Below are 24,941 nucleotides of genomic sequence, written 5' to 3' on the forward strand. Positions count from 1 at the left end.
GTTTGATCTTTTAGCCCGTCCGGCGTTTGAGGACAAAGGGGGGTCTGGGGGCGCAGCCCCCAGAAGGATGGGACGGGTAGGGGCGGCGGGGGCGAAAAACCAAGTGCCCCGCACACCACTCACGGCATGCAGGGCACCCAGCGACCGACAACGAACCAACCGTTACGCCGGTACGGAAGCCACCCCGGCCTCCAGGAACCGCTTCCCGTTCACCCGCTCGGAGACACCCTCACGGTCCAGGTAAGGCGTGATCCCACCCAGGTGGAACGGCCACCCGGCGCCCGTGATCAGGCACAGGTCGATGTCCTGAGCCTCGGCCACGACACCCTCCTCCAGCATCAGCCCGATCTCCTGGGCCACCGCGTCGAGCACCCGATCCCGCACCTGCTCCTCGCTCAGGGCGACATCCCCCTGCTGAAGCAGTGCCGCAACCTCGGGGTCCAACTCCGGCTTCCCACTGTCGTACACGTAGAAGCCCCGCTTCCCCGCCTTGACGACCGCCGCCAGGTTCGGCGACACCGTGAAGCGCTCCGGGAACGCCCGGTCCAGCGTCTCCGACACGTGCAGACCGATGGCGGGCCCCACCAGCTCCAGCAGCACCAGCGGAGACATCGGCAGCCCCAGCGGCTCCACCGCCTTCTCCGCCACCTCGACCGACGTACCCTCGTCGATCACGTTCTGGATCTCACCCATGAAGCGGGTGAGGATACGGTTCACGACGAACGCCGGAGCGTCCTTCACCAGCACCGCGGTCTTCTTCAGCTTCTTGGCGACACCGAACGCCGTGGCCAGCGAGGCGTCGTCCGTCTGCTCGCCACGCACGATCTCCAGGAGCGGCAGGATCGCGACCGGGTTGAAGAAGTGGAAGCCGACGACCCGCTCGGGGTTCTTCAGCTTCGAAGCCATCTCGGAGACGGACAAGGACGAGGTGTTGGTGGCCAGGATCGCGTGCGCCGGAGCGACCGCCTCCACCTCCGCGAACACCTGCTGCTTGACGCCGATCTCCTCGAACACGGCCTCGATGATGAAGTCCGCGTCCGCGAAACCCTCCGCCTTGTCCAGGACACCCGTGACCAGGGCCTTCAGGCGGTTGGCCTTGTCCTGGTTGATACGGCCCTTGCCGAGCAGCTTCTCGATCTCGGCGTGGACATAGCCCACACCCTTGTCGACACGCTCCTGGTCGATGTCGGTCAGCACGACCGGCACCTCAAGACGGCGCAGGAACAGCAGAGCCAGCTGCGAGGCCATCAGACCCGCACCGACCACGCCCACCTTCGTCACCGGACGCGCCAGCGACTTGTCGGGAGCGCCCGCCGGCCGCTTGCCACGCTTCTGCACGAGGTTGAACGCGTAGATCCCGGACCGCAGTTCGCCGCCCATGATCAGGTCGGCGAGGGCCACGTCCTCGGCGTCGTACCCCTGCTGGAGGTCGCCGTTCTTGGCCGCGGCGATGATGTCGAGCGCGCGGTACGCGGCCGGAGCCGCCCCGTGCACCTTGCTGTCCGCGATGAACCGGCCCTTGGCGACCGCCTGGTCCCAGGCCTCGCCGCGGTCGATCGCCGGACGCTCGACCGTGATGTCGCCCTTGAGGACGGAAGCCGTCCAGATCAGCGACTGCTCCAGGAAGTCCGCGCCCTCGAACAGCGCGTCGGCGATGCCCAGGTCGAGCACCTGCTGGCCCTTGAGCTGCTTGTTCTGGTTGAGCGAGTTCTCGATGATCACGCTCACCGCACGCTCCGCGCCGATGAGGTTCGGCAGGATCGTGCAGCCGCCCCAGCCGGGGACCAGGCCGAGGAAGACCTCGGGGAGGGAGAAGGCCGCGATGGCCTTCGACACGGTCCGGTACTCGCAGTGCAGACCGACCTCGACGCCACCGCCCATGGCGGCGCCGTTGTAGTACGCGAAGGTCGGGACGGCGATCGCGGACAGCCGCTTGAAGACCTCGTGGCCGCCCTTGCCGATGGCGAGCGCGTCGTCGTGGTTCTTCAGCAGCTCGACGCCCTTGAGGTCGGCGCCGACCGCGAAGATGAACGGCTTGCCGGTGATACCGACACCGACGATCTCGCCGGCCGACGCCTCCTTCTCGACCTGGTCGATGGCGATGCTCAGGTTCGCCAGCGAGGCCGGACCGAAGGTGGTCGGCTTGGTGTGGTCGAAGCCGTTGTCCAGGGTGATGAGGGCGAACCGGCCCGCACCGAACGGCAGATCGAGGTGGCGTACGTGCGCGGACGTCACGACCTCGTCGGGGAACAGCTCGGCCGCGCCCTTCAAAAGCTCAGCGGTGGTGCTCACTTGCTGCCTCCGGCGGACTCGAAGTGCGGGTTCTCCCAGATGACGGTCGCGCCCATGCCGAAGCCGACGCACATGGTGGTGAGGCCGTAACGGACCTCCGGCTGCTCCTCGAACTGACGGGCGAGCTGCGTCATCAGACGCACACCCGACGAGGCCAGCGGGTGACCGAAGGCGATGGCACCGCCGTACTGGTTGACGCGTGCGTCGTCGTCCGCGATGCCGTAGTGGTCGAGGAAGGCCAGCACCTGGACGGCGAACGCCTCGTTGACCTCGAACAGACCGATGTCACCGATGCCGAGGCCCGCCTTGGCGAGGGCCTTCTCGGTCGCCGGGATCGGCCCGTAGCCCATGACCTCGGGCTCGACGCCGGCGAAGGCGTACGAGACGAGACGCATCTTGACGGGCAGGTTGTTCTCGCGCGCGAAGTCCTCGGACGCGATGAGCGACGCGGTCGCACCGTCGTTCAGACCGGCCGCGTTGCCCGCGGTGACCCGCCCGTGCACCCGGAACGGCGTCTTCAGCCCGCTCAGGTTCTCCAGGGTGGTCCCCGGCCGCATCGGCTCGTCGGCGGTCACCAGACCCCAGCCGGTCTCGCCGACCTGGTCGTTGGTGTTCCGTACGGAGATCGGCACCAGGTCCTGCTGGATCTTGCCATTGGCGTACGCCTTGGCGGCCTTCTCCTGCGAGCGCACGGCGTACTCGTCGGCGCGCAGCTTGGTGATGTGCGGGTAGCGGTCGTGCAGGTTCTCGGCGGTCATGCCCATGAACAGGGCCGACTCGTCGACGAGCTTCTCGCTCACGAACCGGGGGTTCGGGTCGACGCCTTCGCCCATGGGGTGACGGCCCATGTGCTCGACACCACCGGCGATGGCGATGTCGTACGCGCCGAAGGCGACGGAACCGGCGACCGAGGTGACGGCGGTCAGCGCGCCCGCGCACATCCGGTCGATGGAGTACCCGGGGACCGACTGCGGCAGCCCGGCGAGAATGCCGGCGGTCCGCCCCAGGGTCAGCCCCTGGTCACCGATCTGCGTGGTCGCGGCGATGGCGACCTCGTCGATCGCCTTGGGGTCGAGACCCGGGTTGCGGCGCAGCAGCTCCCGGATCGCCTTCACGACGAGGTCGTCCGCGCGGGTCTCGTGGTAGATGCCCTTCGGGCCCGCCTTGCCGAACGGGGTGCGGACGCCGTCGACGAAGACGACGTCCCTGACGGTACGAGGCACGATGGCTCTCCTCCAGAGGTGCGGGACGGCACTGCTGCATAAGCATCCGCTGAGCGGGCGCTCAGCCCCATGCTACTTGCGAGTAACACCACTGCACACCCCTGGGAGGCGGAGCGGCGAACATCACATGCCCCCACATGTTACCGCCGGTTACACAAGCGGGCCTTAGGGGCGCGAGGAACTGCGCGACAAGCCACACGAGACCCGCACCCGCACGAACAACAGAAGCTCCCTACCCCTTGGGCGGAGCGGTGGACCCCCGAGGAGTAAGCACAGGAGTAGCCACAGGATGAGACTCCCCACCCCCACCGATCACCCCGAACAGGGTCCGAGCGACATCCGCCCCAAACCCGTGCACATCGTGACTCATCGCAGACAATGTAGGCCGAGTCAACCGGCACAACTGGGAGTCGTCCCAGGCCAGCAAGGACACATCCCCTGGCACGCTCAGCCCCATCTCCGCCGCCACGGAAAGCCCCGCCACCGCCATGATGTCGTTGTCGTACAAGATCGCCGTAGGCCGGTCCGCACCCGACGCGGACAGCAACGACCGAGTCGCCCGAGCCCCTTCGTCCCCGGAGAAATCGGTCGCCACCTGAGACACCCCAGCCAGTCCAAGCCCTCGCGCGGCCTCGTCAAACGCGGCCGTACGAATGTTCGAATGCCCTAATGCTGCCGCACCCCCCACCCGAGCGACCCGTCGATGCCCGAGCGCCGCGAGATACCGCACCGCCTCCGTGACGGCCGTGGCGTCGTCGGTCCACACCGAGGTGAGCCCGCCGGCGAGCGACGGATGCCCGACCGCGACCGCGGGCATCCCGAGCCGTTCGACGGCCGGGACGCGCGGATCGTCGGCCCGCAGGTCGACCAGGATCGCCCCGCCGATGATCCGCCCCCTCCACCAGGACTCCTGAAGCCCGACCTCCTCCTCCAGACTCCGCACGAGCCTGAGCAGCAGCGAGCACGAGTGCTCGGTCAGCACGCTCTCCACGCCCGAGATGAAGTCCATGTAGAACGGTTCGAGCCCGAGCAGCCGGGCAGGCCGGCAGATCGCGAGCCCCACGACGTCCACCCGGGACCCGGCCAGCGACCGCGCGGTGAGGTTCGGCTCCCAGCCCAGTTCACGGGCGGCGGTGAAGATCCGGTCCCGGGTCGCCTCGGCGAGCCCCGGCTTGTGGTTGAAGGCGAGGGACACGGCCCCCTTGGACACGCCGGCGCGCGCGGCGACGTCCTTGATGGTGACGCGGGGTGTCGGCGATGCCGTCATCGGGCTGGCTCCACGCAGTACAGGGCCGATCGGGCGGTCTCGGCATCCGGAGTCTCCCAGCCACGCACCCCGATGGTCACCTGTTCCCCGGGCAGCAGGGTCACCAGCCCCCGATCGGCCCGCGCTCCCGGGTCCAGCCGGTCCGCCTGCAACAGCAGATCCCGTACGAGGGTATGGGCCGTCACCGTGACAGCCCCCGGAGCGACGCTCACGTCGAACTCGGGCCGGGGGTAGGGGATTTCACGGTCAGGCGCGGGAAAGTGCAGCGCCCGCAGCCCGTCCGAGTCGGCGACCAGGAACTCCCCGACTCCTACGGGCACAAGCCCTTCCGGCACCGGCACCTCGGCGACCGCCCGCCCCTCCGCCACGAACCCGACCCGCACCGCCGACCCACCACCCCCCGCACCCCCGTCCACGGACAGCCGCCGCAGCTCCACGGTCCCCTTCCACCGCTCCGCCGCCTGATTGACGACCGCCAACACCAGCCCGGCTTCCCGCACTTGAAGAGTGAGCAGCCGGTCCGCGTACAGCCGCCGCAGCTCGTGCCAGAGCGGCTTCTCCCGCCCGTCGCCGTCGACAGCAGCCCAACTCGTCACCGGCCAGCAGTCGTTGAGCTGCCACACGATCGTCCCCGCGCACACCGGCCAGTGCGACCGCCAGTGCTCGATCCCGACGGCGACGGCACGGGCCTGATTGACCTGGGTGAGGTAGTGCCACCGGTCGAAGTCCCCGTCGGGCAAAGGGAAATGGCGGGCCAGCCCACGCTCCAGCTTCCCGTTCCCGTCCTCCGCCTTCTGGTGGTGCAGCATGCCGGAGGAGTCGGAGGCAAGCGTCTCGCCAGGCAGCGCCCGCCGCAGCGTGGCGTACGCGGCCGGCGCCTGCCACCCGAACTCGGCCACGAAGCGCGGGACTTGGAGCCGGTAGTCGGCGTAGTCCGCCCGGTTCCACACCTCCCACGAGTGATGCGTACCGTACGCCGGATCGTTCGGATGCCGATCCCATGACCCGGACCAGGGACTGCCCGCCGTATAGGGCCGCGTAGGGTCCAACTCGGCCACCACACGCGGCAGTAAGCCCAAGTAATACCCCTCACCCCACGACTCCCCGGCGAGCCGCCGCTCCCACCCCCAGTCCCTGAAGCCCCACAGGTTCTCGTTGTTGCCGTTCCACAGCACGAGCGAGGGATGCGGCATCAGCCGTACGACGTTCTCCCGGGCCTCCGCCTCGACCTCGCCCCGCAGCGGCTGCTCCTCGGGATAGGCGGCGCACGCGAACGGGAAGTCCTGCCAGACCAGCAGCCCCAACTCGTCGCAGGCGTCGTAGAAGTCCTCGCTCTCGTAGATCCCGCCGCCCCACACGCGAACGAGGTCGACGCCGACGTCGGCGGCCTGTGCGAGCCGCTTCCGATACCGCTCGCGGGTGATCCGGGACGGGAACACGTCGTCCGGGATCCAGTTGACGCCCCGAGCGAACAGCCGCTCCCCGTTGACGACCAGCGTGAACCCGGCCCCGTGGGCGTCGGCGGACGTGTCGAGCCCGACGGTCCGGAACCCGACCCGCCGCCGCCAGCCGTCCAGCTGGACATCACCATGACGAAGCGTCAACTCGACCTCGTACAGCGGCTGTTCCCCGTACCCGCGCGGCCACCACAGCTCCACGTCCGGCACGTCCAGCCGTACGACACCACTGGTCCCGTCGACCGTGCCCCGCACCCGGAACTCGCTGCTCCCACGGCTTACGCCGGCCTCCAGTGTGAGTCCGGCCTCGACCCGGGTGCGCTCGACGTCGACCGCCAACTTCACCTGTCCCACGCCGTGTTCATCGACCGTCACCTCGGGGCGCACCCGGGCGATCCGGGCCGTGGACCAATGCTCAAGCCGCACCGGCCGCCAGATCCCGGCCGTGACGAGAGTGGGCCCCCAGTCCCAGCCGAAGGAGCAGGCCATCTTCCGGATGTACTGGTAGGGCTCGGCATAGGCGCCGGGCCGCTCGCCCAGCCGCTCCCGCACGGCCTCCGCCTCGGCGTAGGCGGACGCGAACCGCACGGACAGCCGCCCTGTCATCCCGGTCACGTCGAAGCGGTACGAGCGGTGCATGTTCCGTACCCGGCCCAGGAGTTGACCGTCGAGCCGGATCTCGGCGGCGGTGTCGAGCCCGTCGAAAACGAGGTCGGTCTGCTCATGCGCAGAGGTGGCGCCCAGGTCCGTTTCATAGGTCCACTCCCGCCGCCCGACCCACGCGACCTCGGTCTCGTTCCGGCCGATGAAGGGGTCCGGGATGATGCCTGCCGCGAGCAGGTCGGTGTGCACGCACCCCGGGACCGTGGCGGGCAGTTCGCCCCCCTCGTACCGCACGGTCCAGCCCTCGGTGAGCGGTGTGGCCTCCAGCATGCGCGCTCCTAAACCGTTCAACTCCCGTGTGGGTCAAGCGCGGGAAGAGTGGTGTCAGCGTTGGCGAAATAGGGACTTTACCGGTTCAGTAAGTGCTGTCAGAGTGCCGAATCAGCCATCCCGTTAGTGCTCGTCCGTCCCGAACGGAGCTGATGCACATGAACCGCCGCACGCTTCCCGCACTCTTCGCCGCCGGTCTGCTGCTCTCCGCGTGCACCGGAACCGGTGGAACATCAAAGGGCGCCGACGCCAAGGCGCCTGACGATCCGTCAAAGGTGAGCGGAACCATCAAGGTCCTCACCGTGCGGACCGACCTCGTGCAGGACGGCACGCTGAAGAAGTACGCCGACGCGTTCCGCGAGACGTATCCGAACGTGAAGGTCGAGTTCGAGGGGCTCACCAACTACGAGGCCGAAGTCAAGATCCGTATGAACACGGAGAACTACGGCGATGTCCTGCTGATCCCGGCGGTGATCAAGAAGAGCGACTACCCGAAGTTCTTCGCCTCGTTGGGCACCCGGACCGAGCGCGCCAAGAAGTACCGCTTCACCGACTTCACCACCGTCGGCGGCAAGGTCTACGGCCAGAGCCCGGTCGGCGTGACCCCAGGGTTCCTCTACAACAAGAGGATCTGGCAGGAGGCCGGCATCACCGACTGGCCCACCACACCCGCCGAGTTCATCACCGCCCTGAAGGCGATCAAGTCGAAGACGGACGCGGACCCGTACTACACCAACTTCGCCGCCCAGTGGCCGCTGACCTCATGGACGTACGTCAACGGCTCGGTGGGCTGCGACACCGGGGCGACGACCAAACTGGTCGAGAGCGACCCCTGGGCCAAGGGCGCCGACCTGCGCGTCGGCGACACCCTCCTCTACGACATCGTGCACGACGGGCTCGCCGAGAAGGACCCGACGACCACCAACTGGGAGGCGTCCAAGCCCCGGTTGGCGAAGGGCGAGATCGCCACGCAGTGGCTGGGCACCTGGGCGATCGTCCAGTTCCAGGACGCGGCGAAGAAGGCCGGCGTCGACCCCGCGGACATCGGATTCATGCCCTTCCCGGCCCAAGTGGGCGGGAAGTTCTGTGCGGTTGTGGGCCCCGACTACAACCAGGCCGTCAACGTCCACAGCGAGCACAAGGAGGCCGCCCGCGCCTGGATCGACTGGTTCACCGACAAGTCCGGTTACGCGGACGACAACTTGGCCATCTCCCCGCTCAAGGACGCCCCGTTGCCCACCGTGCTCCAGCCGTACGAGGACGCCGGGGTGAAGTTCATCGAGGTCGACGACACCGATGGGGCACAACTCAAGCTCGTCGACACCGAGTCGGAGGTCGGCATCTACGCCCCCGACTACCGCCAGGACCTCGTCGACCTGGCCCGCGGCGCCCGCAAGGGCAGCCTCGACGACTTCCTCGGGGACCTCGGCAAACGCTGGACCGAGGCACAGCGCTCAGTGGGGACGCGGTGACACGCCTGCGGCGAGGCGTAACTCCCTGGCTGTTCCTGGCAGCCCCGCTCGCACTGCTGCTGACCTTCACCTACGCGCCGATCGCCAACATGATCGCGTACAGCTTCACCGACTGGGACGGCGTCAGCCCCGAGCTGCACTACACGGGCGCCGAGAACTACACCGAACTCCTCACCCGCCCCGAGCTGTTCGAGGTGTTCTTCGTCAGCGCCTACTACCTGGCCGCCTCCGCCGTCCAGATAGTCGCGGCGCTCTACTTCGCGACGATCCTGAGCTTCAACATCCGGTTCCGGAACTTCTTCAAGGGCGTGCTGTTCTTCCCATATCTGATCAACGGGGTCGCGATCGGCTTCGTGTTCCTCTACTTCTTCCAGGACGGCGGCACCCTCGACTCGGTGCTGAGCCTGTTCGGCGTCCACACGGACCATGCCTGGCTGGGCACACCGACGTCGGCGAACATCTCGCTCGCCGGTGTCTCGGTCTGGCGCTACATGGGCCTGAACTTCGTGCTGTTCCTGGGCGCGATCCAGTCCGTCCCGGGGGAGTTGTACGAGGCCGCCGAACTCGACGGCGCGAACCGCTGGCACCAGTTCCGGTACATCATCGCGCCCGGCATCAAGCCGGTACTGAGCCTGAGCGTGATCCTGTCGATCTCGGGCTCCCTCTCGGTCTTCGAGATCCCGTACATCATGACCGGCGGCGCGACCGGCACCGAGACCTTCGTGATCCAGACGGTAAAGCTGGCGTTCCAGTTCAACAAGACGGGGCTGGCCTCGGCGGCGGCCGTCGTACTCCTGCTGATCGTGCTCGCCGTGACCTGGGTGCAGCGGCGGCTCGTTCCGGACGACAGGGTGGATCTCGTATGACGCGCCGAACGGTCGCCCGTACGTTCGTGTACCTGTCCCTGGTCCTCGCGGCGGTGGTCGTCCTGCTGCCGCTGGGCGTGATCGTCCTGACCTCGCTCAAGTCCGAGCGGGAGATGGCGGACGACAGCGGAGCGCTCTCCCTACCCGGCGACCTCCTGAACCTCCACAACTACGTGACGGCGTTCCACGACGGCGAGATGCTGTCCGCGTTCGCCAACACGGCCCTCATCCTTCTCTTCACCGTCACGGGCACCGTCCTCATCGGCTCGATGACGGCGTACGCGATCGACCGCTTCACCTTCCGCTTCCGGAAGCTGGTGATCGCCTTGTTCCTGGTGGCGACCCTGGTCCCCGGCGTCACGACCCAGGTGGCGACGTTCCAGATCGTGAACAGCTTCGGCATGTTCGACACGCTCTGGGCACCGATCGCGCTCTACATGGGCACCGACATCGTGTCGATCTACATCTTCCTGCAGTTCGTCCGGTCGATCCCGATCTCCCTGGACGAGTCGGCACGCCTCGACGGAGCCAACGCCTTCACGATCTACCGAAAGATCATCTTCCCGCTGCTGAAACCGGCGATCGCGACGGTGGTGATAGTGAAGGGGATCACCGTCTACAACGACTTCTACATCCCCTTCCTCTACATGCCGTCCGAAGATCTTGGCGTGATCTCGACGTCCCTCTTCCGCTTCAAGGGCCCCTTCGCAGCCCACTGGGAGACGATCTCGGCGGGCGCGGTCCTGGTTATCCTCCCCACACTGGTCGCTTTCCTGTCGTTGCAGCGCTTCATCTACAACGGCTTCATGAGAGGAGCGACCAGGTGAGCTTTTAGGGGCGCGGGGAACTGCGCGACAAGCCACGACGGGCCGGCACCCGCCGAACAACAGAACCCCTACGGCGCCTTGGCGGAAAGAGCCTCAACCAAAACAGGCGTCACCAACTCCACCTGCCAGGCCCGAGCCCCATACCCCTCAAGCGCCGCCGCAACGGACTCCGCGTCGGCAACAACAGGCGGCTCCCAGCAAACCCTCCGCACCGTGTCCGGAGTGATCAGATTCTCCTGAGGCATGTTCAACCCCTCCGCCAACGCGGAGACCCCGGCCCGCGCCGCCGACAACCGCGCCGCGGCCACCGGATCCTTGTCGGCCCAGGCCCGCGGCGGCGGAGGCCCGACCACAGGCTGCCCCGGCTGGGGCAACTGCGCGTCGGTGAGCGCCTTCGCCCGATCCACTGCGGCCTGCCACTGCTCCAGCTGCCGCCGCCCCATCCGATGTCCGAACCCGGTCAGCCCGGCCAGCGCGTGCACATTGGCCGGCACGGCGAGCGCGGCCTCGACGATCGCCGCGTCCGACAGCACCTTGCCCGGCGACACGTCCCGGCGCTGCGCGATCCGGTCCCGGGTCTCCCACAGCTCCCGTACGACGGCCAGCTGCCTGCGCCGACGCACCTTGTGCATGCCCGACGTACGACGCCAGGGGTCCTTCCGGGGCTCGGGCGGCGGCGCCGACGCGATCGCGTCGAACTCCTGCCGGGCCCACTCCAGCTTGCCCTGCCGGTCCAGCTCCTTCTCCAGCGCGTCCCGCAGGTCGACCAGGAGTTCGACGTCGAGCGCCGCATACCGCAGCCAGGGCTCGGGCAGCGGCCGGGTCGACCAGTCGACCGCGGAGTGGCCCTTCTCCAGTACGAAGCCCAGGACGCCCTCGACCATCGCGCCCAGGCCGACCCGGGGGAACCCGGCCAGCCGTCCGGCCAGCTCGGTGTCGAACAGCTGAGCGGGGATCATGCCTATCTCGCGGAGACAGGGCAGATCCTGCGTGGCGGCGTGCAGCACCCATTCCACACCGTCGAGCGCCTCGCCCAGGCCCGACAGGTCGGGGCAGGCGACCGGGTCGATGAGCGCGGTGCCGGCGCCCTCGCGGCGCAGCTGCACCAGATAGGCGCGCTGTCCGTAGCGGTAACCGGACGCGCGTTCGGCGTCGACGGCGACAGGACCGCTGCCTGCGGCGAACGCGGCGATCACCTCGGCGAGCGCGTTCTCGTCGGCGATGACTGGCGGAATACCGTCGCGGGGTTCGAGGAGGGGGATCGGCGCCTGAGCCTCAGAAGATCCGTTGTCGTCCGGAGGAGCGCCTCCGGTGGTTCGCAGTGAGCTGTCTGCTGCGGTCTCTTGGGCTTCGGTCACCTGTCAAGGGTATCTGTGTATGGACGGCGCCCGCCGACGGAACGTTCCGTCGACGGGCGCCTTGGGGTCGTAAACCAGTCACGTGTCACACGTGTCAGTGAATTCGGTCGGTGATCAGTGGTCAGTGATGGCCGTTGATCATTGTTCAGCGGAGTTCAAGCGGGGTTCAGTGGATGATCCCGGTTCGGAGGGCCACCGCCACCATCCCGGCGCGGTCGCCCGTGCCGAGCTTGCGGGCGATACGGGCGAGGTGGCTCTTGACGGTGAGCGCGGACAGGCCCATGGAGACGCCGATCGCCTTGTTGGACTGGCCCTCCGCGACCAGTCGCAGGACCTCGACCTCGCGGCCGGACAGCTCGCGGTAGCCGCCCGGGTGGCTCGGGGCACCCGGGGGGCGGCGGTGCATACGGGCGCCGGCGCCGATGGGGGCGGCGCCGGGTCGGCTGGGGAGCCCGACGTTGTTGCGGGTGCCGGTGACGACGTAACCCTTCACACCGCCCGCGAGGGCGTTGCGCACGGCTCCGATGTCGTCGGCGGCGGACAGGGCCAGGCCGTTGGGCCAGCCCGCGGCACGGGTCTCGGACAGCAGGGTGAGCCCGCTGCCGTCGGGCAGGTGGACGTCGGCGACGCAGATGTCGCGGGGGTTGCCGATGCGGGGACGAGCCTCCGCGATGGACGAGGCCTCGATCACATCGCGTACACCGAGCGCCCACAGATGGCGGGTGACGGTGGAGCGGACGCGGGGGTCGGCCACGACCACCATGGCGGTCGGCTTGTTCGGGCGGTAGGCGACCAGGCTTGCGGGCTGCTCAAGAAGAACGGACACCAGGCCTCCTGGAGTGCGGCGTGCTTTCAAGGTCACAGAGGTCTTCGGCATCAAACCTGTGCTCCTTTAGAGAAAGATCACGATCTGGTGAGTAACAATCCGTGCAATTCGGACACGCCTTCGATCATCCGAAGATCGAACGGTTTCGCTCTACGTCGATACGCGGCCGAAAGTGGCCGTATCGACAAAGAGCTACTAAAGAGGGCGTGCCGATGCGGGACAGAAGAGGGCGCTTGGGCGTGACAAGGGGAACGGCCTTGCGGTCCCCGGGCGGGGACCGCAAGGCCGTTCAGCTGGATACGCGGTGTCTTCCCCGCGGGCCGGTGGGGGCTGGTCGCGCAGTTCCCCGCGCCCCTGACGGGGCGCTGCAGCGAGGCGGTGTTCGCAGGAGCCGCTCGATCAGCGGGACTGCGGGCCCCGTCGCTGTGGCAGCGTCACCACCGACGCGTCGCCGGGGGCGGCAGGTGGCAGGCCCGCGATCTGGGCCAGGAGGTCGCACCAGGAGGCCAGGTGGGACGCGGTGTCCGGGACGCCGCCCAGGCCCTCGCGGGGTGTCCAGGAGGCGCGGATCTCGATCTGGGAGGCGGCCGGCCGCTCCGACATCCCGCCGAAGTAGTGCGAACTCGCGCGCGTGACGGTGCCGCTGGCCTCGCCGTACGACAGCCCGCGCGCCTGGAGCGCCCCGGTCAGCCACGACCAGCACACGTCGGGCAGCAGCGGGTCGGCGGCCATCTCCGGCTCCAGCTCGGCGCGTACCAGCGTCACCAGCCGGAAGGAACCCTGCCAGGCGTCGTGCCCGGCCGGGTCGTGCAGCAGGACGAGCCGGCCGTCGGCCAGATCCTCCTCGCCGTCGACGACCGCCGCCTCCAGGGCGTACGCGAACGGCGCCAGACGCTGGGGCGCCCGCGTCGGCTCGATCTCGATCTGCGGCCTCAGCCGCGCGGACCGCAACGCGTCGACGGCCGCCCGGAAGGGCAACGGAGCCGTCTCCGCATCCCGGTCCCCCTCCTTCGCGTCGTCCATTCCGCCAGCGCCGTCCGACAGTCGTCCCTGAGCCGCAGCCATGCGGGGAAGATTAAAGGGAACCGGGCCTCCGTGCGGGGAGGGACACCCGTGGGACGGGCCACAGTACGGTCGGAGCCGCCGACGGGGCAGTTCGCGGGACCGTCGGCGGGACTGTCGGTGGGGCGTGCGAGACTTTGGGTCGTGAGCGCGAACCAGAGCCCCGCGGGCCAGCAGCCGACAGCGACGTCCGCCGCCGTCAAGAACGACGTGCAGGATTCCGCCTTCCTGAAGGCGTGCAGACGCGAGCCGGTGCCGCACACACCTGTGTGGTTCATGCGCCAGGCCGGGCGCTCCCTCCCCGAGTACCGCAAGGTCCGCGAGGGCATCCCCATGCTGGAGTCCTGCACCCGGCCCGAGCTGGTCACCGAGATCACGCTCCAGCCGGTGCGCAGGCACAACGTGGACGCGGCGATCTACTTCAGCGACATCGTCGTCCCGCTCAAGGCCATCGGCGTCGACCTCGACATCAAGCCCGGCGTCGGCCCGGTCGTCGAGAAGCCGATCCGCACCCGCGCGGACCTCGCCCAGCTCCGCGACCTCGCCCCCGAGGACGTCTCGTACGTCACCGAGGCCATCGGCCTGCTCACCCGCGAACTGGGCGCCACCCCGCTCATCGGCTTCGCCGGCGCGCCCTTCACCCTCGCGAGCTACCTCGTCGAGGGCGGCCCGTCGCGGACGTACGAGAACGCCAAGGCGATCATGTACGGCGACCCGCAGCTCTGGGCCGACCTCCTCGACCGTCTCGCCGACATCACGGCCGCCTTCCTCAAGGTCCAGATCGAGGCGGGTGCCAGCGCCGTCCAGCTGTTCGACTCCTGGGCCGGCGCCCTCGCCCCGGCCGACTACCGCCGCTCGGTGCTCCCCGCCTCCCAGAAGGTCTTCAAGGCCGTCGAGGGGTACGGCGTACCGCGCATCCACTTCGGTGTCGGCACCGGCGAGCTGCTCGCTCCCATGAGCGAGGCCGGCGTGGACGTCATGGGCGTCGACTGGCGCGTCCCGCTCGACGAGGCCGCCCGCCGCGTCGGCCCCGGCAAGGCGCTCCAGGGCAACCTCGACCCGACGGTCCTGTTCGCCTCCACCGAGGCCGTCGAGGCCAAGACACGCGAGGTCCTCGACTCCGCGAAGGGCCTGGAGGGCCACGTCTTCAACCTCGGCCACGGTGTCATGCCGAACACGCCCCCGGACGCCCTCACGCGACTCGTGGAGTACGTCCACACGAACACCGCCCGCTGAGCGAGCGCCGCGCGTCGGCGCCCGTCACCACGTATGCCGTGCCTGCCTGCCCCAGAGCAGGCGGCCCGGCTCCGGGGGCGGCGGGGTGCCGGCCCTGAGTGGCCAGGCGAGCAGCATGCCCGCGAGGAAGCCGACGATGTGGGCGGCGTACGCCACGGTGCCGGCCTCGGAGACGCCCTCGCCGGACGAGTACACCGCCTGGAGCACGAACCAGAAGCCCAGCACCAGCCAGGCCGGCAGCCGTAGCGGCAGGAAGATCAGGAAGGGCACCAGGACCCACACCCTGGCCTTCGGGAACAGCACCAGATAGGCGCCCAGGACACCGGCGATCGCCCCGGAGGCGCCGATCAGCGGCTCGCCCGAGTCGGCGTTGACGAGCGCGAAGCCGTACGACGCCGCGTAGCCGCAGACGACGTAGAAGAGCAGATACCGCACATGTCCCAGGCGGTCCTCGATGTTGTTGCCGAAGATCAGCAGGAACAGCATGTTGCCCAGCAGGTGCAGCCAGCCGCCGTGCAGGAACATCGCCGTGAAGACGGACAGCACGGGGGACTTGTCGTAGGTGGGCGCGCCGATCACACAGCCCGGCCCTCCCGTGCCGATCCCGACGTCGCCCGTCGGGACCACGCGCGGCAGCTGGCCGTGGATCAGTTCCCGGGGCACGGCGGCGTAGTGGTCCAGGAACGCCTGGAGGTGGCACAGCTGTGCCAGGCTGCTCTCGCCCGTCACCGAGCCCGCTATCCCGGGCATGGAGAGGAACACGAGCACGTTCGCGGCGATCAGGGCGTACGTGACCCAGGGGGTGCGGCTTGCGGGGTTCACGTCATGGACGGGGATGACCACAAGGAAGTAGTGCCCGCGATGCGTCCCGTGAATCGGTGAACGCGACTGTCCGTGTGTCCGTATCTGTCCTCAACGTCCGCGGCACGGCGAAGGCGCGTCGCGGGGACGACGTGAGGAACAGGCGATGAACGACCGAGTGACTCCTCCGATGGTGGCTCTGCCCAACGGAGAGGCTGAACTGGCCCTGGTGGTCCACCTGCCCTGGGAGGACGTGGCGCGGCTCGGCCAGGAGGCGGGGCGGTTGGCTACGCAGATGCAGCGGCCTGTGTCGTTGGACGAGGCTGTCAGCCATCGGCTGCGGTCGAGTGGGCTCGGCGCCCACGCCAGGCCCGCGGGGGCGCAGCCGGGGCAGACGCCGGCGGTTTCGGCCCCGGCTGTTTCGGCGTCGGCTTCTGTGTCTTCGTTGCCGTCCCGGCCGCCGGCTGAGCAGGCTCGGCAGGCTATTGATCGGATCAACGGGACGGCGTAGCGGTAGGGGGGTGCGGTTCGTTGCCGGGTGCGGGTCCGTTGTGGCTGGTCGCGCAGTTCCCCGCGCCCCTAGGTACGTCCCCCTTGAGCCTGTTTACAAGGCACCCTTGCGTACCGCCGTGCTTGCCTTTCTGGCCGCTACCAGTACCGGGTCCCAGACCGGGGAGAACGGGGGTGCGTAGCCCAGGTCCAGGGCCGTCATCTGTTCTACCGTCATGCCTGCCGTCAGTGCCACCGCCGCGATGTCGACCCGTTTTGCCGCGCCCTCGCGACCTACGATCTGGACGCCCAGGAGGCGGCCCGTGCGGTGTTCGGCGAGCATTTTCACGGTCATCAGGGCTGCGCCGGGGTAGTAGCCCGCGCGGCTCGTCGATTCGATGGTGACCGTTTCGAAGCGGAGGCCCGCCCGGTGTGCGTCCTTCTCGCGCAGGCCGGTGCGGGCGATCTCCAGGTCGCAGACCTTGCTCACGGCCGTGCCGACGACCCCGGGGAAGGTGGCGTAACCGCCGCCCGCGTTCGCGCCGATGACCTGGCCGTGCTTGTTGGCGTGGGTGCCGAGGGCGATGTGCCGTTCCCGGCCGGAGACGAGGTCCAGGACCTCCACACAGTCGCCGCCCGCCCAGATGTTCTCGTGCCCGCGCACCCGCATCGCCAGGTCGGTGAGGAGGCCCCCGTGGTCGCCAAGGGGGAGTCCCGCCGCGCGGGCCAGCGTCGTCTCGGGGCGGACGCCGATGCCGAGCACGACCACGTCCGCCGGGTATTCGGCGTCGTCGGTCACCACCGCGCGTACCCTGCCGTCCTCGCCCGTGAGCAGCTTGGTGACCTCGGCCCCGTTCACCATGGTGATGCCCAGGCCCTCCACTGCCTCGTGCACCAGGCGGCCCATGTCCGGGTCGAGCGTGGACATCGGTTCCTTGCCGCGGTTGACGACCGTCACCTCGTAGCCGCGGTTGATGAGCGCCTCGGCCATCTCCACGCCGATGTAGCCCGCGCCGACCACGACCGCGCGGCGGCCCTCGGTGGTGGTCAGGGTGTCCAGGAGCGCCTGTCCGTCGTCCAGGGTCTGTACGCCGTGCACCCCGGGAGCGTCGATGCCCGGCAGCTCCGGGCGGATCGGGCGGGCGCCCGTGGCGATCACCAGTTTGTCGTACGACGTCCAGGACTCGGCGCCGGTATCCAGGGCACGCGCGCGTACCCGGCCGCCCGGGACGTCGATCTCCATGACCTCCGTACGCATGCGCAGGTCGATGTCGCGGTCCCGGTGCTCCTCGGGCGTACGGGCGATCAGCTGGTCCCGGTCGGGGACGTCGCCGCTCACCCAGTAGGGGATGCCGCACGCCGAGTAGGAGGTGAAGTGGCCGCGTTCGAACGCCACGATCTCCAGCTCGTCGGGGCCCTTGAGGCGGCGGGCCTGCGACGCGGCGGACATGCCCGCCGCGTCGCCGCCGATCACGACCAGTCGCTCGGTCCCACGGTTCGTGTCCCTCGTACGGCTCATGCTCATGCCCATACGAACACGCTACGGGGACCTGCTATTTCAGTCCTGCTCCGGGCCGTTCGACTGCGCCGGAGGTGCGGTCGGCAGGGACGTCGCCGGTGCCGGGTTCGCGGCCGTCATCGGGGCGCGGTGGTGCTCCCGGCGGAGCCGGGCGACGCGCAGCCAGACGAACAGCAGCAGGACCGCCACCGCCGCGAACGGCAGCACGGCGGCGATGGCCACCACGATCCAGCGCAGCATCGTCACGAACGCGTCCCAGCCGCCCGAGAGGGCGTCCAGGAAGCCGGGGTCGTCGTCCTCGTCGGACTCCTTGGCCGGGGTCTCCGACAGGGAGAGGTTGATCGTGGCCAGGGTCGTGCGGTCCTTCAGGGAGGTCTGGCGGGCGAGCAGCGACTCCAGGTCGGCCTGGCGGCGGCTCAACTCGCCCTCCAGGGTGACCACGTCGGAGAGTTTGGTGGCCTGGTCCATCAGCTCGCGGATGCGGTTCACGCTGGCGCGCTGCGTGGTGATCCGGCTCTCCACGTCGACGACCTGCTCGGTGACGTCCCTCGCCTCTGCCTCCCGGTGCAGCAGCTTGCCGGTGCCCTCCAGGTCGGCGAGGACCTCCTCGTACTCGCCGACGGGCACCCGCAGGACGATCTCGGTGCTCTCGCTGCCCTCCTCGCCCTCCTCCTCGTTCAGGGTCGTCGTCTCGCTGCCGACATAGCCGCCCGCGTTCTGCGCGGTGGTGCGGACCTTGGTCAGGGCCTTGGACACGTCCTTGACCTGCACGGAGACGGACACGGTACGGATGATGTGCGCGCCGGCGGCGGGCTGGGGCGCCGTGCTGGCCTGGGAGCCGCTGTCCTTGGCGCTGCCCGACTTGCTGTCGGCCTCGGCCTGGTCCTCCAGGGCGCCCGGGGCGGCCTGTGCCGCGTCGCCGCCCGTGTCACTGGCGGTCGAGCTGGAGTCGCCGGCGCCGGTGCAGCCGGTGAGCGCGAGGGCTGCGGCGAGCAGGATTCCCGCCAATACCTGGACCGGGCGTGTACGGCTTGTGCGCAGGGTGTTCATCTTGCGGATTCCCCCCGAGGGCTGTCGTCGGACCGTCTTGGACCGCCGTGGTGCACGGCTGACGTTCCTTCGACGCCCGAAGGGTTCGGGACGTTGGCCGGTTGTGGTCCCGATGCGGTCACGGTCGGGACTCGTGCCGGACACCGGGGAGCGGTGTGCGCCGACGGGAGTGTCAGTGGGGTCTGAGAGGGTGGTGACATGAGCGCAGTGGAGGCCCGTGCGGGTGCCGGGCATGTCGTCGTCATCGGGGGCGGGATCGCTGGTCTGGCCGCCGCCCACCGGCTGCTGGACCGGGGCGTTCGGGTCACGGTCCTGGAGGCGTCCGACCGCGTCGGCGGCAAGCTGCTGCCCGGCGAGATCGCGGGCGCGCGGGTCGATCTCGGCGCCGAGTCGATGCTCGCGCGCAGACCCGAAGCCGTCGCGCTCGCCCGCGAGGTCGGCCTCGACGACCGTCTCCGGCCGCCCGCCACCTCTACGGCCTCGATCTGGACCCGGGGCGCCCTGCGGCCTTTTCCCAAGGGGCACGTCATGGGCGTTCCCGGCAATGCCTCGGCCCTGGCCGGTGTCCTCTCGGAGGAGGGGCTGGCCCGGATCGAGCGCGACGCCGACCTGCCGCGCACCGAGGTCGGGGACGACGTGGCGGTGGGGGAGTTCGTCGCCGCGCGCCTCGGCCGCGAGGTCGTCGACCGACTGGTCGAGCCGCTGCTGGGCGGGGTGTACGCGGGCGACGCGTACCGCATCTCGATGCGCTCGGCCGTGCCCCAGCTCTTCGAGGTGGCGAAGAGGCAGGCGTCCCTCACGGAGGGCGTGCGCGGCATCCAGGCCCGGATGGCCGCCGCCCCGCAGCAGACCGGCTCGGTCTTCATGGGCATCCAGGGCGGCGTGGGCCAACTGCCGCTCGCCGTCGCGGAGTCGGTGCGCGCGCGAGGCGGTGAGATCGTCACCGGGGCACCGGTGACCGAGCTGCGCCGGGTCGCCGGGACGTCGGCGGGGTGGCGGGTCGTGGCAGGGGACCGGGTGCTGGACGCCGACGGGGTGGTCGTCGCCGTACCGACCCCGGTGGCCGCGGACCTGCTCCGCGCCGAGGCACCGGCCGCCGCGGCCGAACTCGCGGGCGTGGAGTACGCGTCGATGGCCCTGATCACCCTGGCCTACCGCCGAGCCGACGTCAGCCTCCCCGAAGGCAGCGGTTTCCTCGTCCCGCCTGTCGACGGACGCACCATCAAGGCGTCGACGTTCGCCTCCCAGAAGTGGGGCTGGATCGCCGAGGAGAACCCGGACCTGCTGGTCCTGCGGACCTCCGTCGGGCGGTACGCCGAGACGGAGATCCTCCAGCGCCCCGACACCGAGCTGGTGGACGTCTCGCGCCACGACCTCAAGGAGGCCACCGGACTGACGGCGGCCCCCGTCGAGACCCGCGTCACCCGCTGGGACGACGGCCTGCCCCAGTACCCCGTCGGCCACCACGCGCGCGTGGACCGCATCCGCGAACACATCGCCAAGCTCCCGGGCCTCGCGGTGTGCGGGGCGGCGTATGACGGCGTCGGCATCCCGGCGTGTATCGCGAGCGCCCATGCGGCGGTGGACGTGCTGTGTGCTCCGCGGGAAGGGCAGTTGTGAGGCCGCGGGCTCGTCGTGGCTGGTCGCGCAGTTCCCCGCGCCCCTTGGGGCGCGGGGCGAACCGCACGGAGCTCGCCCCCGGTGCGAAGCGCCTCCGGCGGAGCGGGAGAATAGGCGCATGAGTGACGACGCCCCCACCACCGAGTCCGGCCGGATCCCGAACAAGGGCAAGCTGGCCAAGGACCTCAACGAGGTCATCCGCTACACCCTGTGGTCCGTCTTCAAGCTGAAGGACGTCCTGCCCGAGGACCGCGCGGGCTACGCCGACGAGGTCCAGGAGCTGTTCGACCAGCTCGCCGCGAAGGACGTGACCGTTCGCGGCACGTACGACGTGTCGGGGCTGCGCGCCGACGCCGACCTGATGATCTGGTGGCACGCCGAGACCGCCGACCAGCTCCAGGAGGCGTACAACCTCTTCCGCCGCACCAAGCTGGGCCGCGCCCTGGAGCCGGTCTGGTCGAACATGGCGCTGCACCGCCCCGCCGAGTTCAACCGCTCGCACATCCCGGCGTTCCTGGCCGACGAGACGCCCCGGAACTACATCAGCGTCTACCCGTTCGTGCGCTCGTACGACTGGTACCTGCTGCCCGACGAGGACCGCCGCCGGATGCTCGCCGACCACGGCAAGATGGCCCGCGGCTACCCCGACGTGCGCGCCAACACGGTCGCCTCGTTCTCCCTCGGGGACTACGAGTGGCTGCTGGCCTTCGAGGCCGACGAGCTGTACCGCATCGTCGACCTCATGCGCCACCTGCGCGCCTCCGAGGCCCGTATGCACGTCCGCGAAGAGGTCCCGTTCTACACCGGCCGCCGCAAGTCGGTGGCTGAGCTGGTCGAGGCGCTCGCCTGACCGGAGGCGGTGTACAGCGGGCGGCCGGAGGGCCGCCGGACCCGCCGCGAGGTGCGCGGGCCGTTGCGGAAGACGGGGGTCGGACCGGCCGGTCCGGTCGTGAGGGTGGGCGGACGGTCGCGGGTTTCGCCCGTCGGCGCCCGCTTCACGCCCCCCGAGCGGCCTTGCCGATGCGCGTCTTCTGGGCACGGCCCGCCCCGGCCGCGGGCCGTGGCTCCGGATGCGGGGCGCAGTCCGCGCCCCGCGCCGGCAGGCGGCCCTTCAGCAGATACGCGTCCAGGTGGTTGTTGACGCACGTGTTCGGGCCGCCCGCGATGCCGTGTGTGCCCGCGCCCCGCTCGGTCACCAGGGCCGAGCCGGGCAGTCGGCGGCGCAGTTCGAGTGCGCCCGCGTACGGTGTCGCGCCGTCCCGTTCGGCCGCCAGGATCAGCACCGGTGGCAGCTCACCCGGGCCGGTCCGGACGTCGAGGGGCGTCTGCCGGGGCGCCTGCCAGTAGGCGCACGGCAGGTTCATCCACGCGTTGTCCCAGGTCTCGAAGGGCGCCGTGCGGGCGAGCCGCGTGTTGTCCCGGTCCCAGACCTGCCAACTCGTCGGCCAGGGCGCGTCGTTGCACTCGACGGCCGTGTAGACCGCGGTGCCGTTCTCCGCCTCGGCCGCTGCCTCCGTCACCGGTGCCGCCTGGTCGATCAGCGGCTGCGGATCGCCCTTGAGGTAGGCGGACAGGGCGTGGGCGCGGTGCGGCCAGTAGTCGTCGTAGTACCCGGCCTGGAGGAACGCGCCCTGCAACTGGCCGGGCCCCACCTTCCCGCCGGCCGGCTCGGCGGCGAGCTGGGCCGCCGCCTTCTCGTAGCTCCGTAGTACCGCATCGGGCGTGGCACCCAGGCCGTACACGTCGTCGTGCCTGGCCACCCACGCCCGGAAGTCCGCCCAGCGGGCCTCGAACGCGGCCGACTGGTCGAGGTTGTTGCGGTACCAGATGCCGCCCGGGTCCGGGTTCACCACCGAGTCGAACACCATCCGCCGTACGTGCGAGGGGAACAGCGTCGCGTACAGCGCCCCGAAGTACGTGCCGTACGAGGCGCCCATGAAGGTCAGCCGGTCCTCGCCGAGCGCGGCGCGCAGGACGTCCAGGTCACGGGCGTTGTTGAGGGAGTGGTAGTGGCGCAGCGCGTCGCCCGAGCGCTCGGCGCACCCGCGCGCGTACGCCTTCGCCTCGGCGATGCGCTCCCGCTTGTACGACTCCGAGGGGTGCACCGGTGCCTGCGTGGGCCCCTTGAAGAAGTGCTTCGGGTCCTTGCAGGACAGCGGCGCCGACCGGCCCACCCCGCGCGGGGCGTACCCGACCAGGTCGTACGCCCCCGCGATGCGTTTCCACTCCGGGATGACGCCGATCAGCGGGAAGAACATGCCGGAGGCGCCGGGGCCGCCCGGGTTGTAGACGAGGGCGCCCTGGCGCTCCACCTGGTGCTCGGGGTTGCGCGGGTCCCTGCCGGTCGCCTCCGCGCGGCTGACGGTGAGCTTGATCTGTTTGCCGTCGGGGTGCGCGTAGTCGAGGGGGACGGTGACGGTGCCGCAGCGCAGGGTGTCCGGCAGCTCCTCTTTCGGATCGCACTTCCCGAAGTCGATACCGGTCGCCCCGGCGCGCGCGGCGGCCAGTACGGAACCCCGGAACTCGGCGGAACCGGGGCCGCCCGGGCGGTCGGGCAGGCCCGGGGCGCTGTCCGCCGGGGCGGCGGCCAGGGTGGTCAGCAGCAAGGACCCGGCAGCCGTGTAGAGGGCGGCAGCTCGCATTCGCGTATCCCTTCGGTGGCAACAGAAGGGATGTTTCGGGCGGGGGTGGGCGAAGGCAAGCACCGGCCGCCCGGTGTCGCCGCGAGCACTCCTATGCGCCCCCGAACACTCCCGGGGCGCCGGGCACAGGGGGGTAAGCCGGTCAGCGCAGGCGTTCGCGCAGGGTGGTGTCCTGCGGTTCCCGGTGCGCGAAGGCCGCGCGCAGATCGGGCTCGCCGACCGCGCGGACCCCGAGTACGGCGACGGAGGTGAGGTACGTCCGGTCGTCGCCCGCGCCGCGGTGGCCGGCGGTCCTGGTACGCCGGGACAGGCCCGTGAGCAGGCGCTGTCCGGCCGGTGACGCCCAGCGCGAGTACGGGTGGACCTCGATCCGGGCGATCGCGAGGCAGCTCAGGGTGAGGACGAGAGGCAGCGCGAACCAGAGGGCGACCAGGTCGCGGGGCACGGTGTCCCGCCCCGGCAGCAGCAGTGCCACCGTGCCCAGCGCGAGGACGGCCAGCGCGGCGGCCTGTACCTGGCGGACCGCGAACGCGATCCCGCGCCTGGCTCCGTCGGGCACGGCCAGGCCCGCCGCGACGAGCCGGTCCGCGAGCCCCCGTACGGCCTCCGTGCCGGCGGCGGCCGTCCGCACCGGAGCGATGCGCGACTGGCCCTCCGGGCCGATGGCGCCTATCACCGACCGTTCCATCTCGTCGCGTCCGCTCGGGTCCACGACGGTTGCCCAGCCGGTGTGGGCGAGCAGCAGCCGTCTCTGGCGGGCCATCGACACCAGCGTGAGGTCGGCGACCCGGGCCGGTCCGCCGGACAGGAACGCGGCCTCGTACAGCGTCAGGTCACGCCTGCGTCCGCCGGGGCCCGCGTCCGGATCGACGGCGGCCGCGTGGACGGCGGCCAGACAGAGCCGGGTGCACGCCGTACCGGCGGCGATCCAGGCCAGCAGCAGGAGGAAGGACCAGAACATGCCGTTGTTCTATGCGAAGGGGTCCCGGAACGCCATGGGCTTTCAGGATATGGACGAGGTATGGCCGGTACGTGCCGTATGGGCGGTGGCCGGATCAGGGTTCTTCGGAAGGTTCCGAGGGCTCAACAGCCTCTGTGGGCTCGGTGAACTCCACGACCTCACCGACTTCCGGCGGCGGGCTCGTCGCGGGCGGCGGCAGCGGATAGGTCGCGGCCGGCGAGGGCGTCACCGGGACGGCCGACGCGGGGTCGGCCGTCGGGCCGGGCGGGGCGGGGGAGTTGGTGAGCGGCGGGGTGCTCGCGGCGGCCATGTCGGTGGCCAGGGCGTCGAAGTCGACGTACCCCGTGGCCTCCAGGACCTTGATGTGGTCGAGCACGGTCGTGTTCGCGTCGTCGGCGAGGGCGCGGACCAGGGAGTTGCGGGTGCTCGCGCGGACCTGCGCGACGACGGAGAACACCTTGCCGTGCGCCATCCGCAGCAGGTTGGCGAACTCACGGTCGAAGTCCTCGCCGTGGGACGCGTTCATGATGCCGAGCCATCCGCGCTGCTGTTCGCTCGGCTGGTTGGGCAGTTCGAGCCCGAGCCGCGCCGCGACGTCCCGGACCCGGGCGTCGAGGAACGTGTGCCCCTCGATGAGATGCAGGCCCGCGGTCCGTACGGCCTCGGTGGTGCCGCGCTCCTGGGCCTGCTGACCGGCGGGCAGTTCCCACAGCCCGGCCAGCCGGACCTTGGTGAGGAACTCGCGGTCGAGCGCCGACAGCGGACCGAACCGCGTCGACACACTCTGCGCGTTGAGCACGGCCGCGCCGGTCCCGGAGCGGTCCGTGTACGACCAGACCGGGAAGATCAGCGCGACGAGGGTCGCCGCCAGTCCCGCGATGATGAGCCCGGTGCCGCCCAGCCCGGGACGTTGGATGGATCGCATGGTGCCTCTTGCCTCCTGTTGCGGCACCGCACGCTAATGCGCTTCGGACACGAAGTTCGCATCCTACTGCGGGCGCTACGCCAACTGCCGTACGAGGAGGAGTGGCTGCGGAGGA

The 24,941-nt window shown here is 70.1% G+C and carries 20 protein-coding genes; 7 read left to right on the plus strand and 13 right to left on the minus strand.

What is annotated here, in order from left to right; genetic code table 11:
• Positions 1-162 precede the first annotated feature (162 nt).
• The 4 genes from ACFYXF_RS40060 to ACFYXF_RS40075 all read right to left on the minus strand — a co-directional run bounded on the left by ACFYXF_RS40060 (position 163) and on the right by ACFYXF_RS40075 (position 7,172).
• On the minus strand, positions 163-2,292 hold the full coding sequence (locus ACFYXF_RS40060; RefSeq protein ID WP_389357038.1) for a 3-hydroxyacyl-CoA dehydrogenase NAD-binding domain-containing protein: 2,130 nt from the start codon (positions 2,290-2,292) through the stop codon (positions 163-165).
• Positions 2,289-3,515 (minus strand): thiolase family protein, encoded by a 1,227-nt coding sequence (locus tag ACFYXF_RS40065; RefSeq protein WP_389357040.1) that lies wholly within the window; start codon positions 3,513-3,515, stop codon positions 2,289-2,291. The genes ACFYXF_RS40060 and ACFYXF_RS40065 overlap by 4 nt, the downstream gene beginning before the upstream one ends.
• Positions 3,516-3,747: 232 nt before the next feature.
• Positions 3,748-4,782, minus strand: a complete 1,035-nt coding sequence (locus tag ACFYXF_RS40070) for a LacI family DNA-binding transcriptional regulator (RefSeq protein ID WP_389357042.1) — start codon at positions 4,780-4,782, stop codon at positions 3,748-3,750.
• On the minus strand, positions 4,779-7,172 hold the full coding sequence (locus ACFYXF_RS40075; protein ID WP_389357044.1) for a glycoside hydrolase family 2 protein: 2,394 nt from the start codon (positions 7,170-7,172) through the stop codon (positions 4,779-4,781). Before ACFYXF_RS40075 ends, ACFYXF_RS40070 begins: the two co-directional genes overlap by 4 nt.
• Before the next feature lie 158 nt (positions 7,173-7,330).
• Between ACFYXF_RS40075 and ACFYXF_RS40080 the strand changes: the two genes are divergently transcribed.
• From ACFYXF_RS40080 to ACFYXF_RS40090, 3 genes are read left to right on the plus strand one after another with little or no spacing between them, the layout of a single operon-like run.
• Positions 7,331-8,644 carry an extracellular solute-binding protein gene (locus ACFYXF_RS40080; RefSeq protein WP_389357046.1) on the plus strand — a complete coding sequence of 438 codons (1,314 nt, stop codon included), beginning with the start codon at positions 7,331-7,333 and terminating at the stop codon, positions 8,642-8,644.
• Entirely contained in the window at positions 8,608-9,510 is a 903-nt protein-coding gene (locus tag ACFYXF_RS40085) for a carbohydrate ABC transporter permease (protein WP_389357428.1), read from the plus strand. The genes ACFYXF_RS40080 and ACFYXF_RS40085 overlap by 37 nt, the downstream gene beginning before the upstream one ends.
• Positions 9,507-10,337 (plus strand): carbohydrate ABC transporter permease, encoded by an 831-nt coding sequence (locus tag ACFYXF_RS40090; RefSeq protein ID WP_389357048.1) that lies wholly within the window; start codon positions 9,507-9,509, stop codon positions 10,335-10,337. Before ACFYXF_RS40085 ends, ACFYXF_RS40090 begins: the two co-directional genes overlap by 4 nt.
• 68 nt (positions 10,338-10,405) lie before the next feature.
• On the opposite strand, the gene ACFYXF_RS40095 is transcribed toward ACFYXF_RS40090, so the two are convergent.
• The 3 genes from ACFYXF_RS40095 to ACFYXF_RS40105 all read right to left on the minus strand — a co-directional run bounded on the left by ACFYXF_RS40095 (position 10,406) and on the right by ACFYXF_RS40105 (position 13,586).
• Positions 10,406-11,695: an HRDC domain-containing protein gene (locus ACFYXF_RS40095; RefSeq protein WP_389357050.1), complete on the minus strand. Its 1,290-nt coding sequence runs from the start codon at positions 11,693-11,695 to the stop codon at positions 10,406-10,408.
• Between the two features lie 166 nt (positions 11,696-11,861).
• Positions 11,862-12,521 carry a response regulator transcription factor gene (locus tag ACFYXF_RS40100; RefSeq protein WP_235474254.1) on the minus strand — a complete coding sequence of 220 codons (660 nt, stop codon included), beginning with the start codon at positions 12,519-12,521 and terminating at the stop codon, positions 11,862-11,864.
• Between the two features lie 399 nt (positions 12,522-12,920).
• Positions 12,921-13,586 carry a DUF3000 domain-containing protein gene (locus ACFYXF_RS40105; protein WP_389357052.1) on the minus strand — a complete coding sequence of 222 codons (666 nt, stop codon included), beginning with the start codon at positions 13,584-13,586 and terminating at the stop codon, positions 12,921-12,923.
• Positions 13,587-13,727: 141 nt separating this feature from the next.
• Here ACFYXF_RS40105 and hemE point away from each other — a divergent pair, with 141 nt between their 5' ends.
• Positions 13,728-14,819: a uroporphyrinogen decarboxylase gene (gene hemE / locus ACFYXF_RS40110; RefSeq protein ID WP_389357054.1), complete on the plus strand. Its 1,092-nt coding sequence runs from the start codon at positions 13,728-13,730 to the stop codon at positions 14,817-14,819.
• Between the two features lie 24 nt (positions 14,820-14,843).
• Here hemE and ACFYXF_RS40115 read toward each other — a convergent pair whose 3' ends face one another.
• Positions 14,844-15,662, minus strand: a complete 819-nt coding sequence (locus ACFYXF_RS40115; RefSeq protein ID WP_389357056.1) for a rhomboid family intramembrane serine protease — start codon at positions 15,660-15,662, stop codon at positions 14,844-14,846.
• A 124-nt stretch (positions 15,663-15,786) separates the two neighbouring features.
• Here ACFYXF_RS40115 and ACFYXF_RS40120 point away from each other — a divergent pair, with 124 nt between their 5' ends.
• Positions 15,787-16,131, plus strand: coding sequence for a hypothetical protein (locus ACFYXF_RS40120; protein ID WP_389357058.1), 345 nt, complete (start codon positions 15,787-15,789; stop codon positions 16,129-16,131).
• A gap of 93 nt (positions 16,132-16,224) precedes the next feature.
• Here ACFYXF_RS40120 and ACFYXF_RS40125 read toward each other — a convergent pair whose 3' ends face one another.
• Both ACFYXF_RS40125 and ACFYXF_RS40130 read right to left on the minus strand, forming a co-directional pair.
• The gene (locus ACFYXF_RS40125; RefSeq protein WP_389357430.1) at positions 16,225-17,634 is read right to left on the minus strand and encodes an FAD-dependent oxidoreductase; all 1,410 of its coding nucleotides are present in this window, start codon (positions 17,632-17,634) and stop codon (positions 16,225-16,227) included.
• A gap of 33 nt (positions 17,635-17,667) precedes the next feature.
• Positions 17,668-18,678 (minus strand): DUF4349 domain-containing protein, encoded by a 1,011-nt coding sequence (locus tag ACFYXF_RS40130; RefSeq protein ID WP_389357060.1) that lies wholly within the window; start codon positions 18,676-18,678, stop codon positions 17,668-17,670.
• Between the two features lie 198 nt (positions 18,679-18,876).
• On the opposite strand from ACFYXF_RS40130, the gene hemG reads away from it, so the two are divergent.
• Positions 18,877-20,298: a protoporphyrinogen oxidase gene (gene hemG, locus ACFYXF_RS40135; protein WP_389357062.1), complete on the plus strand. Its 1,422-nt coding sequence runs from the start codon at positions 18,877-18,879 to the stop codon at positions 20,296-20,298.
• 118 nt (positions 20,299-20,416) lie between these two features.
• The gene (gene hemQ / locus ACFYXF_RS40140) at positions 20,417-21,148 is read left to right on the plus strand and encodes a hydrogen peroxide-dependent heme synthase (RefSeq protein ID WP_389357064.1); all 732 of its coding nucleotides are present in this window, start codon (positions 20,417-20,419) and stop codon (positions 21,146-21,148) included.
• Between the two features lie 145 nt (positions 21,149-21,293).
• On the opposite strand, the gene ACFYXF_RS40145 is transcribed toward hemQ, so the two are convergent.
• The 3 genes from ACFYXF_RS40145 to ACFYXF_RS40155 all read right to left on the minus strand — a co-directional run bounded on the left by ACFYXF_RS40145 (position 21,294) and on the right by ACFYXF_RS40155 (position 24,826).
• The gene (locus tag ACFYXF_RS40145; protein WP_389357066.1) at positions 21,294-22,940 is read right to left on the minus strand and encodes an alpha/beta hydrolase; all 1,647 of its coding nucleotides are present in this window, start codon (positions 22,938-22,940) and stop codon (positions 21,294-21,296) included.
• A 142-nt stretch (positions 22,941-23,082) separates the two neighbouring features.
• Positions 23,083-23,901 carry a TIGR04222 domain-containing membrane protein gene (locus tag ACFYXF_RS40150; protein ID WP_389357068.1) on the minus strand — a complete coding sequence of 273 codons (819 nt, stop codon included), beginning with the start codon at positions 23,899-23,901 and terminating at the stop codon, positions 23,083-23,085.
• Between the two features lie 94 nt (positions 23,902-23,995).
• Positions 23,996-24,826 (minus strand): DUF4142 domain-containing protein, encoded by an 831-nt coding sequence (locus ACFYXF_RS40155; protein WP_389357070.1) that lies wholly within the window; start codon positions 24,824-24,826, stop codon positions 23,996-23,998.
• Positions 24,827-24,941 lie beyond the last annotated feature (115 nt).

The organism is Streptomyces sp. NPDC002680, assembly GCF_042889145.1.
Taxonomy (GTDB): domain Bacteria; phylum Actinomycetota; class Actinomycetes; order Streptomycetales; family Streptomycetaceae; genus Streptomyces; species Streptomyces adonidis.

Excerpts from the sequence above, each read along its gene's own strand:
- ACFYXF_RS40070 (WP_389357042.1), bottom strand. The coding sequence starts at position 4,782 with ATGACGGCATCGCCGACACCCCGCGTCACCATCAAGGACGTCGCCGCG.
- ACFYXF_RS40125 (WP_389357430.1), bottom strand. The coding sequence starts at position 17,634 with ATGAGCATGAGCCGTACGAGGGACACGAACCGTGGGACCGAGCGACTG.
- ACFYXF_RS40075 (WP_389357044.1), bottom strand. The coding sequence starts at position 7,172 with ATGCTGGAGGCCACACCGCTCACCGAGGGCTGGACCGTGCGGTACGAG.
- ACFYXF_RS40105 (WP_389357052.1), bottom strand. The coding sequence starts at position 13,586 with ATGGCTGCGGCTCAGGGACGACTGTCGGACGGCGCTGGCGGAATGGAC.
- ACFYXF_RS40120 (WP_389357058.1), top strand. The coding sequence starts at position 15,787 with ATGAACGACCGAGTGACTCCTCCGATGGTGGCTCTGCCCAACGGAGAG.
- ACFYXF_RS40150 (WP_389357068.1), bottom strand. The coding sequence starts at position 23,901 with ATGTTCTGGTCCTTCCTCCTGCTGCTGGCCTGGATCGCCGCCGGTACG.
- ACFYXF_RS40080 (WP_389357046.1), top strand. The coding sequence starts at position 7,331 with ATGAACCGCCGCACGCTTCCCGCACTCTTCGCCGCCGGTCTGCTGCTC.
- ACFYXF_RS40155 (WP_389357070.1), bottom strand. The coding sequence starts at position 24,826 with ATGCGATCCATCCAACGTCCCGGGCTGGGCGGCACCGGGCTCATCATC.
- ACFYXF_RS40145 (WP_389357066.1), bottom strand. The coding sequence starts at position 22,940 with ATGCGAGCTGCCGCCCTCTACACGGCTGCCGGGTCCTTGCTGCTGACC.
- hemG (WP_389357062.1), top strand. The coding sequence starts at position 18,877 with ATGAGCGCAGTGGAGGCCCGTGCGGGTGCCGGGCATGTCGTCGTCATC.
- ACFYXF_RS40090 (WP_389357048.1), top strand. The coding sequence starts at position 9,507 with ATGACGCGCCGAACGGTCGCCCGTACGTTCGTGTACCTGTCCCTGGTC.
- ACFYXF_RS40130 (WP_389357060.1), bottom strand. The coding sequence starts at position 18,678 with ATGAACACCCTGCGCACAAGCCGTACACGCCCGGTCCAGGTATTGGCG.
- hemQ (WP_389357064.1), top strand. The coding sequence starts at position 20,417 with ATGAGTGACGACGCCCCCACCACCGAGTCCGGCCGGATCCCGAACAAG.